The sequence below is a fragment of the Agrobacterium sp. T29 genome (genome assembly GCF_006970545.1).
Taxonomy (GTDB): Bacteria; Pseudomonadota; Alphaproteobacteria; order Rhizobiales; family Rhizobiaceae; genus Agrobacterium; species Agrobacterium leguminum.
Genome location: NZ_CP040641.1, coordinates 1,680,636 through 1,693,115, shown reverse-complemented (window position 1 = coordinate 1,693,115; position 12,480 = coordinate 1,680,636). Strand labels below are relative to the sequence as shown.

Annotated in this window: 12 protein-coding genes; 1 reads left to right on the top strand and 11 read right to left on the bottom strand. The window is 57.6% G+C overall.

All coding sequences use genetic code 11. The annotated features are described in order from the left end of the window. Positions 1–52: 52 nt before the first annotated feature. On the top strand, positions 53–2,026 hold the full coding sequence (locus FGF54_RS22835) for a bifunctional diguanylate cyclase/phosphodiesterase (RefSeq protein WP_168208219.1): 1,974 nt from the start codon (positions 53–55) through the stop codon (positions 2,024–2,026). A gap of 48 nt (positions 2,027–2,074) precedes the next feature. Here FGF54_RS22835 and FGF54_RS22830 read toward each other — a convergent pair whose 3' ends face one another. From FGF54_RS22830 to tssH, 11 genes are all read right to left on the bottom strand, one after another. Further along, positions 2,075–2,377, bottom strand: a complete 303-nt coding sequence (locus FGF54_RS22830; protein ID WP_080853669.1) for a PAAR domain-containing protein — start codon at positions 2,375–2,377, stop codon at positions 2,075–2,077. 22 nt (positions 2,378–2,399) lie between these two features. Beyond that, the gene (locus FGF54_RS22825) at positions 2,400–3,188 is read right to left on the bottom strand and encodes a hypothetical protein (RefSeq protein WP_142781241.1); all 789 of its coding nucleotides are present in this window, start codon (positions 3,186–3,188) and stop codon (positions 2,400–2,402) included. A 12-nt stretch (positions 3,189–3,200) separates the two neighbouring features. Next, on the bottom strand, positions 3,201–3,719 hold the full coding sequence (locus tag FGF54_RS22820) for an SMI1/KNR4 family protein (RefSeq protein WP_142781240.1): 519 nt from the start codon (positions 3,717–3,719) through the stop codon (positions 3,201–3,203). Positions 3,720–3,734: 15 nt separating this feature from the next. Further along, on the bottom strand, positions 3,735–4,664 hold the full coding sequence (locus tag FGF54_RS22815; protein WP_142781239.1) for an HNH endonuclease: 930 nt from the start codon (positions 4,662–4,664) through the stop codon (positions 3,735–3,737). After that, complete coding sequence (locus tag FGF54_RS22810; protein WP_080853672.1) at positions 4,661–5,140, bottom strand: hypothetical protein; 480 nt, start codon at positions 5,138–5,140, stop codon at positions 4,661–4,663. Before FGF54_RS22810 ends, FGF54_RS22815 begins: the two co-directional genes overlap by 4 nt. After that, positions 5,137–5,733: a DUF4123 domain-containing protein gene (locus tag FGF54_RS22805; protein ID WP_142781238.1), complete on the bottom strand. Its 597-nt coding sequence runs from the start codon at positions 5,731–5,733 to the stop codon at positions 5,137–5,139. The genes FGF54_RS22810 and FGF54_RS22805 overlap by 4 nt, the downstream gene beginning before the upstream one ends. An 8-nt stretch (positions 5,734–5,741) precedes the next feature. Beyond that, positions 5,742–8,105, bottom strand: coding sequence for a type VI secretion system tip protein TssI/VgrG (gene tssI, locus FGF54_RS22800; RefSeq protein ID WP_142781237.1), 2,364 nt, complete (start codon positions 8,103–8,105; stop codon positions 5,742–5,744). Between the two features lie 13 nt (positions 8,106–8,118). After that, a complete protein-coding gene (locus FGF54_RS22795) occupies positions 8,119–8,619 on the bottom strand; it encodes a type VI secretion system amidase effector protein Tae4 (RefSeq protein WP_059761067.1) in 501 nt (166 codons plus the stop codon). Positions 8,620–8,630: 11 nt separating this feature from the next. Beyond that, complete coding sequence (locus FGF54_RS22790; protein ID WP_059761069.1) at positions 8,631–9,020, bottom strand: Rap1a/Tai family immunity protein; 390 nt, start codon at positions 9,018–9,020, stop codon at positions 8,631–8,633. A gap of 109 nt (positions 9,021–9,129) precedes the next feature. Beyond that, positions 9,130–9,606 carry an Hcp family type VI secretion system effector gene (locus FGF54_RS22785; RefSeq protein WP_003504561.1) on the bottom strand — a complete coding sequence of 159 codons (477 nt, stop codon included), beginning with the start codon at positions 9,604–9,606 and terminating at the stop codon, positions 9,130–9,132. Positions 9,607–9,663: 57 nt separating this feature from the next. Beyond that, a complete protein-coding gene (gene tssH, locus FGF54_RS22780; RefSeq protein ID WP_142781236.1) occupies positions 9,664–12,318 on the bottom strand; it encodes a type VI secretion system ATPase TssH in 2,655 nt (884 codons plus the stop codon). Positions 12,319–12,480 lie beyond the last annotated feature (162 nt).

The window sequence follows — 12,480 nt, the reverse complement described above, 5'->3', positions numbered from 1 at the left end:
GATGTAACGGGAATTATGTTACGAATGCCGCTCTGTATTTGAAGAGCCATGAATGAAAATACTGACCGCCACACAAAAACTGCAGGACTTCATGTCCGTCCGGTCCGACAATCCTGATCTGCTGAAAGCACAGTACCGCGCTTTCACCCGACAGATGCCGATGATGTATTTCATCCTGCTTTCAAGCACATGGGCGCTTGCCGTGACGCATATGCGATTGGCGCCGCTTTGGCTCACCGTTGGAGTTCCCGCCCTCTTCACACTCGGCTGCACGCTCAGGGTCGCCTTCTGGTGGAGGACGCGCGGCATGGATCCCGAACCGCGGGTGGCGCATGCAGCCCTTCGGCGCACGAATCGCCTCGCTGCCGGCATCGCCATGGCATTCACGCTCTGGTCTTTCCTGCTGGTGCCCTATGGGGATGCCTATACGCAATCCCACGTCGCCTTCTATATGGCGATTACCGTCATTTCCTGCATTTTCTGTCTGATGTATGTGCGCTCGGCCGCCTTCATGGTGACGCTCATCGTCAATGGCGCCTTCATCGCCTTCTTTCTGGCGTCGCGGCAACCGACCTTTGTTGCCATCGCCATCAACGTGCTGCTGGTCTGCACCGGCATGATGTCCATTCTGCTGACCAACTACCGCAATTTCGAGCGCATGGTCATTTCACAACAGCGCACGGAAGCGCTCAGCAACGAAAACCTGCTGCTTGCCAATATCGACAGCCTGACCGAACTGCCCAACCGCCGCGCCTTTTTCGCCCACCTCGAAGCCGAACTCGAAAAAGCCAGGGCAAACGGAACCCGGCTGGCGCTGGGTGTCATCGATCTGGACGGGTTCAAGCCCGTCAACGATCTTTACGGACACTCCGTGGGAGACAGGCTGCTTGTCAATGTCAGCAAACGCCTCACCGCCAATCTGAAAGCCAGCAGGGCCTTTCGGCTGGGCGGTGACGAATTCGCCATCGTCGCCCCGATCATACCGGATGACGCGCAACTCGTCGCAAATGCCAATGCGATCTCCGAGCAGTTGAGGGCGCCTTACCATATGCCGGAAGGCACCGTGCATGTTTCCGCTTCCATGGGAATTGCCGTGTTTCCGAACCTCGCCTCCACGCTTGAACAGCTTTTCGACAGGGCGGATTATGCCCTTTACCACGCCAAGAAAACCCTGCGTGGCGATGCCGTTCTGTTCGATGCGGATCACGAAAAGCAGATCAATATCGAAGCCCGCGTCGAGCACCTGCTCAAGCAGCGGGATATGGAAAACGAGCTTTCGGTCGTATTCCAGCCGATTGTCGATATACGCGACGGAAGGACGGCAGGTTTTGAAGCGCTGGCGCGCTGGCACAGCCCCGTCCTTGGACATGTGCCGCCTTGCCAGTTCTTCCCCATCGCGGAACGGGCCGGCATCGTCGGTTCGCTGACGCGGCCGCTTCTCAAGATGGCTCTCGCCTCCGCCGCCGAGTGGGAAGCGTCACTGCGCCTGTCGTTCAACCTTTCGGCCCAGGACCTCAATTCCCATGAGGGCGTGCTTTCCCTGCTCGGCATCATCGAAAACAGCAGCTTCGATGCACGACGGCTGGACCTTGAAATTACCGAGACGGCTTTTGCCCATGATTTCGAACAGGTCAGGCAATCGGTCGAAATGCTGCGCCGTCTCGGCTGCGGCATATCGCTGGACGATTTCGGCACCGGCTATTCCAGCCTGACGCGACTGCATGCATTGCCGCTGACCAAGATCAAGATCGACCGCAGCTTCGTCACGGACCTGCACGAAAAACCGGCCAGCTACAAAATCGTAAAATCCCTTCTCACCCTCAGCCGCGACATGGAACTGGAATGCGTGGTGGAAGGGGTGGAAACACCAGCCGAGCTCACCGCACTCGAAGGCCTCGGCGCCACGCTGGTGCAGGGCTATATCTATGCGCCACCGCTTCGGGAAGAGGATGTCGGTGCGTTTCTTTCGGAGCAGGCGACTAGAGGCAGAATTTCCGCTGGCAAACGCAGAAACAGGCTCCGCTAGTCAAACAATTGCATAAGGCAGATTGTCGTCACGGCACCGTATTTCAGATTACTCGAACGTAATCCAGGAAGTTCCCTGCACCAATCTTCCACCATGCGCGCATGCATCCCCCTGCCGCACTATCTTCTTTCCATCAATAACGGCAAAGGACGAGCCGGCAGTAATTGTATCGGTCGTCGGAACTCCCGTGCACAAACAGGTATCACCGACAGTTGCGACCGGCGTTCCTTCAACCGTAACAAAACTCTGTTGGGTGGAGATGACGGGACCACCAACATGCGGTCTTGGGCCGGGATCGACCTTGGGGCAGACATGCATGTGGCCTTTAAGGGAGACTGGGCTGGCGGTCATTGGCTCCTCCTTCTCAACTAAATCAAGCCGCACGTGCAAAAGGCAACGGTGCTATGGCGAGCACTCGATTATTCCCGCCCCGGAAGCGTAGCCCCCTGTCAAAATCCCCCCCGTTCCTCCATTGAAAAAGGCACGGGTCGGACCGCACGATGAGCGGGTTAATATCCAGAAGCACAGCTTCAAATCCGGCGACATCGCCGGGTTTCAGGTAAATATCGACGATAGCATCATCAATATGAGCGACCTCCCTGAAACGGTCCGCAAAATCCACCAGAGCTGCCGCGATGGATTTGGCATTTGCCTCTATCTCAGGAAAAAAAGCCGTATGAAAATACTGCGAAGCGCCGAGGAATTCCCGGTTTTTCATGAAGAGCCTGAACTCAGACCATTTCGGTATGTCTTTCCAAGGCCGTATGAACATGCAGACGTCAAATTTATCTTGAAGTGAACTGGCAAGAAGTCCCGCCACACGGGGGTTATCCCGCAATATATGCGACATGAGTTGGGCGCTGTTGAAGATCGGCCCCTTTTGGTATTGTCCGGGCTGTTTGAAACTGCATCCACCGAAGCGAAAATGGGCGCCCTCTTTGAAAACCGCGGTTTTTGCGTCAATGGCTACGCGGAATTCATCTGACAGTTGAGGGAGTTCATCTACACTGAACAGGTCCCGGAAAGCCGCGGTCCTGCTCCCTATGGCGACACGATCCTGCTCCGAAATAAGCAACTGCTCAAAGGGTAACCCTAGCTCGCACACTTCGTCCGGCCAGGATTCAATAAAGGTTGCTCGCCATTTTTCGTGTAGACCAAGCATATTCGTTACACATCAAAGGTTTTCTGGTGCGGAGAGATTGATCAGGAATTCCGGCAGACTGTCCGCCAGCTTGACGATCCCTTTTGCGTTGTTTCCTTTACCAAATGGGTCTGTCGCCCTTTCCCAGAAGTAAACAGCCCCATTTTCAGGATTTTTGCCATCCATCAACAAATAGGCATGTCCCGAATCCGCCGATCCAAAGAATATCATTGGGAGCGTGAACTGTTTTCCCCAACTGGAATTCGCAATAAAGGTGTCATGCCACGAAACGATGGTATCGAAATTCGAAACAAGCACCTGCACATCATGTACCGACCGACTGCCGTCATCGTATTCGACCAGAAATGAATCGTTGTATTCGGTTCCACAGTGACCGTATTGCCTCAGAACCTCTTCTAGCTGTTTCGGAACGATCAGCCCGGTAAGTTCCGTAAAGCGACTGAAATCGCGGTCAGTCCACATCGTATCCGGAACGCGTTGAAAATCGTTGTTCTCCTCCAGGAATTGAACCGCATCTTTTAAGAGAACCATTGAAACAACTCCGTTCTAATAGGAAGGATCGTTGACTGCAGAAGCGCCGCCGCTGTGGGCACCGCCGCCCTGGCCGGTATTATGTATCCGCGAGTCGACCAGCTGCATCGTTGATGTGTCTTCATTGTGATGCCACGTAAAGCCATTTTCATCGGCAGCCTTGCTCCAGCTGCCATACCTTTCTTTGAGCGGACCAACGGCTTGACCCACGTCGCCATCCGGCCCCCTAGCCAAGTCGCCCTTCATATCAGATATGCGGGTCTGAATCGGCTGCCCATCCGGACCTTTTTTCACGAATGGTGAAAAATCGGGTTTCCCGTTTTTGTAAGAAATCCCATCCTGACCGTATTCTTTCAGGGCTTTATCGGCATTCGATCCCGGTTCAGGAGACCACTTGCTGTTTCCCGGTTCTCCGGCCCACGTCCCCTTCTCCCGGGGAATGTTCTTGTATTTGCCACCATCCTTATATTCGTCGATCTTTTTCTGACGGCATGCCTTCGTATTGCATTTTCTCAAATCTTCCTGAAGCTTCCGGTAGGCTTCGCCGCGCTTGGAAGCCCAATATTTCGATGCCGCCGCCGACTTTCGTACATGGTCTTCGAGCGCCTTGACCTTGCGCTGGGCGGCAGCAACCTGACTCATCAGTTTTTCGGCATACCGCGCAATCTTGGTGCCTTTGGCAGCGGCCTTGGCCCCATCACCCCAGACAGGAATAAGACCGACCAGATCAAGCCCGGCATCTGCCCAGTTGCCGGTCCAAGCGTTTCCAATGGCGCTCGCAACATCCACGACACCGCCCACCACGGGAACGGACGAAGCAGCCAGCCAACCCGCTTCTTTCGCGATTTCGGTATAGCGCTGGTTCAGCATGTCCAGATCGCGGCGGGCCAGTTCAAGCTCGCGTGTATCCGGGACATTGACGAGATCATCAAGATGCTGGCTCATTGAATGTCTCTCGCCTTGGCAGCACGCTCACGCTCGAACTCCTCCTCGATGTCGTCATAAGGGACGCCGAGAATGTTGTTCTTCATATATTGCGGGAACCAGAAGGCATTGTCGCTCCGCGCAATCGCATTTCCCTCCTGGCTCATGGTTGGCTCAAGGTTACAGCGCTCGATACGTTGTTCCTCGGTTTGGCTTCGGTCACCCAGGATGGATTTATACGGTTCGAAGAGAAAGAAATCCGGGCCGATCCGCCACATCAAAACGACAAAGTGAATTTGATAAACTGGGTCGGAAAAGCCGAAATGCTCCGCATAGCGTCTGCCCCAGCGTGTCATTTCGGTAGCCTGGGGCGACCCCGCCATATCAGCGAAACTGGGTAGATGCTTTGGCATCACTTCTCTGGTGAAATAATTCGTAAAATCGTCGTCATCGTGCAGCATCGCATTCATCTGACGCGGATCGAATTCAATGATCATGATAATGCCCTCTCAACTGCCTTTGCCTGACCTGCGCCTCCGGAAGGCAAAACGATCTCACGATGTACAATGCCATTTCCAAAGCGGAACTTGAGGAATTCTCCCGCCTTCAGGTCGTTTTCACAATAAAAACACTCAATTCCGTTGAAAAAAACAGCGGCCTGCTCCGATGTTAGGACTGGCAGATATTGGCGCAGCGTTCGTGGGTCGTAATAACGAAAGAAGTGAATAGTCCCCTCACTATCTTTGACCATCGTAAATTTCCTCAAATGCCGAACAACATCCTCCAATGCATGCGACGTTCGCAGAAAAATTGACCAGCGTTTGCCAAAGCCATTGTCGATAAGCCACTGCAATACGCTTTCGTCAGATGTCATTTCTGCGACCCAAGCCGTATCGTCCCCAAACTCCTCAAGCGCATTGCCTCTGTAAAGACATGCGACCTTGTCCGTCATGGCTTGAAGTGCTGGTGGAATAATCATGGGCGCCCGGGACGCATCGACAACGGCATAAAGGCGAGTAGTTCCCCCACTCCCCTGCTCCTCCCGAAGTTTGGAAAGAACTTCCTGCCTCTTCTCGCTATTGAGTTCCACGCCAACCCCTACTTCTTCGAGCAGTCTTCAGCAAAAGGTTTGTTCGTGCTTTTGCCGGCACTGCCCCGCTTGAAGTTCACAGCATTTGCTTTGACCTCGAACTTGGACGCCTTGATAAACACCCCGTTTTTGTTGATCTCGATGACGCCACCGGGCGCCGCAAGCACTATCTTGTCGCTAACGATCACCGTGTGATTTTCAGTTTGCGTAAAGATGGCTTTGCCAACGTTTATTTCGTAACGCTCTCCAACGGTTGTCTTCTTTGTCTTTCCGACGCTCTCCAGCGACGTCTGGCCGACATTCGTAACCTTGCTGACCCCGATCTGTTCAGCCCGCGCCACACCGACGCTATCGGATTTGAACGTGCTGACGATCGTGTTCATGATGCCGGGTAGTGGGAAGAGACCAGAAGCATCAGACCCGACACCCGTGCCCGATCCTGCAAGCGCCGTGCCCGCATCCGCACGCGGGCTCGGGCCGGAGACGACACCCTCACGCGAGGAAAGACCGCCTGCGCCAAGGAAGCCGAGTGCTGATGAGGCAAGCGTTGTGGCGAAGGCCGCGACACCCGGGCCACCGCCGCCGGCGATCTGGGCGGCCTGCGAAAGCAGCCCCGCCGTCTGTCCGGAGAGCGCCTGCACGCCCGCCATCGCCATCATCGCCATCGGTCCCGTGCCGCCGACGACGGTGTTCACCGAGCCGCCGATCTCGTGTTTCTGGTTACCGGAAACCTCCACCGCGCGGTTGCCGCCGACCGAGGCGACCTCATGCCGGTCGATGCGCTTGGTCCGGTCATTCAATACCCGCGTCGTCTGGTCCTTCTGGGCGTGGAAGAACTGGTTCTCCTTGCCGGCCTCATCCTCGAAAGTGATTTCGTTGAAACCGTCGCCCTTGTGGCTGTTGGAACGCAGCACCATGCGTGTCTTGTTGGCCGGCAGGTCGTAAGGCACGGAATTGGCCGGATTGTTGACCACGCCGATGACCAGCGGCTTATCCGGGTCGCCATCGACAAAGGCGACCATCACCTCCATGCCAATACGTGGGATAACCTGCGCACCCCATGTGCCGCCGCCCCATGCCTGGCTGACCCGCACCCAGCACGTATCCGTGCCATCCTTCTTCGCTTTGCGGTCCCACGGGAACCACAGCTTGATGCGGCCATATTGGTCAGGATGGATTTCTTCGCCTTCAGGGCCGGCGACGATCGCCACCTGCGTGCCTTCGATGCGCGGGCGTTTTGTTGACCGGTGCGGCGTCAGCGGCACACGGGCCGGAATTGCCTCAAAGTGATTGCGATATTCCGGCTCGTTGCCATTGGTCTCATAGGAGAGGTCGACGATGCTGTGGCTTGCCCGGATGATCACATGCTCTTCATAGGCGTGTTCGGGATGGGCAACCTCGTAAGGCGTAAAGCGGCGGCCGGCTTCCAGAATGCGCGAAGTCGACGAACCGAAAACCCGGTCGTGATCGGCTTCGATGGACTGGGTGCGCAGTTTCTGCGCGCGCTCGGCCTCTTCCACCGTCTTGATGCGGGCCGGATATTCGTAAAGCTCGCGTTTCGTCGCATCCGGCATCTGCACCAGCGACGGCGTCATCGTGCCCGGCACCATGCCCGGCGTCTCGAAATTCCAGTCGGCACCGGCACGCTGGCCCGAGACATAGGAAAAACGCCGCGCCCAGTCGTTGATGTGGTTGCGATCCGACGACCCCTGCGCCAGACGCACCGTCCCCTCCCCCTGGGCGGCCGGCGATGGCCCAAGCCAGCCGCTGGCGCTATCGGCCACATGCAGCTTGTGGGAACCATCCTCGTGGCTAAACCAGTAAAACAGGCCGTCCTCTTCGAAACGGCGGGTGAGATAATCGAGATCGGTCTCGTTCCATTGTACGCTGTAGTGCTGTGCGGGCGGCGGCGAGATGATGCCCGATGTATCGGGAGCCGGAATGCCGTGTTCGGAAAACAGCGTCTCGACGACCTCCACCGCCGTCTTGTCCATCCAGATACGGCAATCCGACCGGCGCGACAGTAGCCACATTTGCGGGCGGATGGTCAGCGCATAGGAGCGCATGCCGCGGGTGATCGGCGGGCCTTCGTGCAGTTCCGTCACCAGGCCGTTGAAGGGGCGGCGAACACCGCCGCCATCGCCGTCGCCCTGGCTTATCTCGATGGAGATATCGACCAGCCGTCCGATCAGTTCTTCGGGCTTGACCGCTTCCTTCTTGGCCCGCACCGTCAGGCGAATGTCGAAGAGCTGCGATACGCCCTCCTCGACGGACAGGCGCTCTGGCAGAAGCTGGTCTTCGCCAAGTGGCGAAGACACCTTCAGAACGCGGCTCGCCTGAACGAAATCGGAAAAAGACGGCTGGTCGTTCATGGGATACTCCTAATCAGGACCCGCGGCTGGACTGCAGGGGCCAGAACCAGATCGTTTCCGAATTGTAGTAGCAGGCCGAAGCGCATTGGGTGGCTTCCGAGCCGCCGCGCACAAGATCGATATGACCGCCGCCGGTGTAGCCGGGGATATTGTTGAACGCCACGACACCGTTGCGCGCGCCGATGCCGTTGCGCGCCGTCGCCGGGGTGAAAGGCTCGGGTTCGCCAAGATAGCTCGTCCGCTTCATCAGGCTGGCAAGGCGGCGCATGTTCACCTCTATGCCCTTTCCGGCATAGGGGCCCTTCTGGATGCGGTGCGAGGCGGGCACGATGTTGATGCCCGACTTCACGAAAGCGATGCTGACGCGAATGGCGCAGGTATTGTGGTAGTTCGGATTGCCTATGAAATCGTCCCAGCCGATTTCCGTGAACAGATCACGCTGGCTGAGATAGTTCGGATGCGACGGGTCGCTGCTCGGATAATTCTTATAGAGAGTGTCAAAGTTAACACGCATGGTTCGTCCCACTAGTTACTTTTCTGCTCACAGGGAAAGGAGACCTTGAGCGCCTCCCGCACGAGAGTGGCTGCCTGTTCATCCAGTTTTTCCGCAGGAAGATCGCCGAGATAGGTGTAAATCCGGTCGGTGAGTTCATGGGGCGCCACGGCACCCGCACCGCACCAGTCCGATCCGCTTGTCAGATCGGCCACACCGGCGATATAGGCGCTCGATTTTGCGACGGAAACCAGCCGCCGCATTTCCGGATCAGACACTTCCGGGGCAAGTTTGCCCTCGATAGCCTGCTTGAGTTCAGCACCGGAGAATATCCATGTCCGTTCCTCGGCACCCGCCGGTGAAAGACCGGACAGGGCCAGAACAACCGGCACGGAAACAAAAAACGCATATAGGGAGCGCATGAAAAACCCGCCTCGTCCAACGTGGATGAGAAACATCACGACGTGAGCTGCAAAACTGCAATGAAAACGTTCCGGTGCCGGCAAATGCCGGCACCGGGTCGCGTCGCTATCAAGCGGCCTTCGTCGTCGCCAGATCGTAAGAGGCGATCATCGGAGACTGCGGCGAGTTGTTGTCGTCGAACGGCGTGTACTTCACTTCCATCTTGGTGAAGTTGAGCTTGATGGTTTCCACCGGCCGGTCACCGCTGGAATCCACCGAGTAGCTGGCGATGAGTGTGTTCGTCAGCAGATACTCGATATAGGTATTGCCCGGATTGCCCGTGGTCACCAGATGGATGGTTGCGAGCTTGCCAGTGCGGCCAGCGCAGGCTTCCTGGAAAAGCTTGGTGGAAGAAGAATCGCTAACCTTGGTCAGAATGACTTCCGAAATGGTCGGTTCGGATGCTTCGCGGTTTGCAGCAGAACCGGCAGACGTGTTCATGTTGCGCGCTACGTTCCAGTGAATGGCTTCGATGTCCATCCACTTGCGGTGTTCCTCATGCGTGGCGTCGCCCTGGATACCGTCAATCTGCAGATAAATTGGCATGCTGTAAGCTCCTGTAGCTGAAATGACCTCTTGCTTCGAGGCCGCGTTACCCTTCGTTTAATGCCGCATGCGTCGGGTAGCCCCATCCGACGCGGCAACTTCATCCACCCCACCCTCTTCGGGCGCGGCGAATTCATCTGTTTCCCCAGCCGCTTCGGCACGAATGCCGAACCTGTTTTCACCAAAATCGACAACGATCTTGCCCACGCGTTCTCCCGCGATGACTTTTTCGAGGAAAAAGCTGGAAAGAGGCGGCAGGAGATCCTTGCCGATCATGATTTCGATGGCGCGTGCGCCAATTTCACTTGCACCGGCGCGCGCCACCAACGCGTCGCGCGCGGCATCGGAAAGGGTCAGGTCGGCGCCGTATGTTGCGAGCACGCGTTGCCTGATCTTGCCGATCTGCATATCCACGATCCTTGCAAGTTCTTCCGCACCGAGCGGCATGAAGGGCAGGATGATCGTGCGCCCGAGGAATGCGGGCTTGAACTGTCTGGTCAGCTCCGGCATCAGCAGCGCTTCCAGCGCCTCGCCTTCCGGCATCGTATCCGGATCGGCGGAGAGCGCGGCCAGCAGTTCCGAACCGGTATTGGCCGTCATGAAGATCGTGGTGTTCTTGAAATCGACGTCGCGGCCTTCGCCATCGCGAAGCACGCCCTTGTCGAACACCTGATAGAAAATATCCTGGACGCCGGGATGGGCCTTGTCGATCTCATCGAGAAGGAGAACGCCGAACGGCCGGCGGCGCACCGCTTCCGTCAACACGCCGCCTTCGCCGAAACCGACATAACCGGGCGGCGAACCGAGAAGCAGCGAAACCTTGTGCTCCTCCTTGAACTCCGACATGTTGATCGTCGTCAGATGGCTGTTGCCGCCATAGAGCAGATCGGCGAGCGACAGCGCCGTCTCGGTCTTTCCCGTTCCGGACATGCCGACGAGGAAGAACACGGCGGGCGGGCGGCGCGGATCGGACAATCCGGCACGGGCGGTGCGCATGGCATCGGCGATGCGGGTAATTGCAGCATCCTGCCCCACGACCCGCTGGCGCATGCGCGCATCCAATGTGCGCGCGCTTTCGATCTGGTCGGCCAGAAGCTTACCGAGCGGAATTCCGGTCCAGCGCGATACGACGGATGCAATCGCTTCACGATCGACCACCGTCGGCACAAGTCTTTCGGCATTTGCCGGTTTGGTCTCAGCCGCAGGCCGCAGGCGCGACACATTCGACGCGCCGGTTTCAACGGGCTGCTCTTCGCCGAGTTCAGCCATTTCCGCATCGTAACGGCCGCGCAGATCGTCGATCCCGCTCTCGAGCTTCTCGACTTCGTCGCGTATCGACTGGATACGGCCCTGCATCTCGTCATCCTGCGGTTCACGCAGAAGCCAGTTCAATTCATCCGTCAGAAGACGCCGCTCGCTTTCCATGGCGCGCAGCCGTTCCGGCAGGGTCTGCCGCGCCAGCGAAACGGCGGCCGCGGCCGTATCGAGAAGGCTGACGGCCTTGTCCGGCAATTGCCGCGCCGGCATGTAACGCGCCGATAATTGCACCGCCGCCACAATCGCCTCGTCACGAACGACAACGTTATGATGGCTGACGAAGCTGTCGGCGACACCGCGCAACATACGGATCGCGGTCGTCTCATCCGGCTCGCGCACATGCACGGGCTGGAAACGACGCGTCAGCGCCGCATCCTTTTCGAAATATTTCTTGTATTCGCTCCAGGTCGTGGCCGCGACGGTGCGCACTTCGCCGCGCGCGAGAGCGGGCTTGAGAATATTGGCCGCATCGCCCTGTCCGGCCGCACCGCCTGCGCCGACAAGGCCATGCGCCTCGTCGATGAACAGGATGACCGGCTCGGCCGAGCGTTTTACCGCATCGATCACGCCATGAAGACGGCGCTCGAACTCACCCTTCACGCCGGCGCCGGCCTGCAGCAGCGAAATATCGAGGTTCAGCAGGCGGACGTTGCGCAATTTTTCCGGCACATTTCCAGACGCGATTTCCAGCGCCAGCGCTTCCGCGACCGCCGTTTTGCCGACACCGGCCTCGCCCACCAGAATGGGATTGTTCTGACGACGGCGCGTAAGAATATCAACGAGTTGGCGCAATTCATCATCGCGCCCGATCACCGGATCAACCTTGCCGTTCCGGGCGTCGGCGGTCATGTCCTGGGTGTAAAGGCGCAGAAAATCGTTCTGGCCGGCGGCCGGCGCGGCACCCGCCGTCGCGGAAGGAACCTCTCTTCCGCTGCTGTCTTCAACCGAACTGCGAAGGCGTTCGAGAGCCGCGCGATCCATCGCCTTCAGCGACGGAAATGCAGAGCGGACGAAAGAGCGGAGCGAGGTTTCCTCGTCCATCGCCAGAAGCAGGTCGCAAAGCGTCACGCGGTCGCGCCCGGCCTCCAGCGACGCGAGAACCCATGCCTCGCGGCCCGCCGTCAGGACGTTCTGGGAGAGCGACAATGCCTCTCCATCGCCGATAACGGCCTCTTCCAGGCTGCGGCCGATTTCCGCCTGCAATACCGGAAGTGGAATTTTTAATTCCTCGAATGTTTTCGCATAGATGCCGGCATCTACAACCGCCAGCAGCCAATGCGGGATATCCACGTACCTGTGCCCCATACGCACCGCAACGGAAGCCGCAGCTTCAAGGGTGACGCGCAGGTCAGGCTCAAGCGCTTCAACGAGGCGATTGAGATCGATATGCGACATGCAATGAGCCTCCTGCCCGGGTTCATTCCACAACGTGACGTGGAATAACTATGATGATGAAACCGGGTTGTCCACCCCGAAGTTTATTTTTTATCGGGTTAGATTAGGCAGTAGACGCCACAATTTAGACACATTTTGAATAAGTCTGTCTGAGGAATAGCC

Excerpts from the sequence above, each read along its gene's own strand:
- FGF54_RS22835 (WP_168208219.1), top strand. The coding sequence starts at position 53 with ATGAAAATACTGACCGCCACACAAAAACTGCAGGACTTCATGTCCGTC.
- FGF54_RS22830 (WP_080853669.1), bottom strand. The coding sequence starts at position 2,377 with ATGACCGCCAGCCCAGTCTCCCTTAAAGGCCACATGCATGTCTGCCCC.
- FGF54_RS22825 (WP_142781241.1), bottom strand. The coding sequence starts at position 3,188 with ATGCTTGGTCTACACGAAAAATGGCGAGCAACCTTTATTGAATCCTGG.
- FGF54_RS22820 (WP_142781240.1), bottom strand. The coding sequence starts at position 3,719 with ATGGTTCTCTTAAAAGATGCGGTTCAATTCCTGGAGGAGAACAACGAT.
- FGF54_RS22815 (WP_142781239.1), bottom strand. The coding sequence starts at position 4,664 with ATGAGCCAGCATCTTGATGATCTCGTCAATGTCCCGGATACACGCGAG.
- FGF54_RS22810 (WP_080853672.1), bottom strand. The coding sequence starts at position 5,140 with ATGATCATTGAATTCGATCCGCGTCAGATGAATGCGATGCTGCACGAT.
- tssI (WP_142781237.1), bottom strand. The coding sequence starts at position 8,105 with ATGAACGACCAGCCGTCTTTTTCCGATTTCGTTCAGGCGAGCCGCGTT.
- FGF54_RS22795 (WP_059761067.1), bottom strand. The coding sequence starts at position 8,619 with ATGCGTGTTAACTTTGACACTCTCTATAAGAATTATCCGAGCAGCGAC.
- FGF54_RS22790 (WP_059761069.1), bottom strand. The coding sequence starts at position 9,020 with ATGCGCTCCCTATATGCGTTTTTTGTTTCCGTGCCGGTTGTTCTGGCC.
- FGF54_RS22785 (WP_003504561.1), bottom strand. The coding sequence starts at position 9,606 with ATGCCAATTTATCTGCAGATTGACGGTATCCAGGGCGACGCCACGCAT.
- tssH (WP_142781236.1), bottom strand. The coding sequence starts at position 12,318 with ATGTCGCATATCGATCTCAATCGCCTCGTTGAAGCGCTTGAGCCTGAC.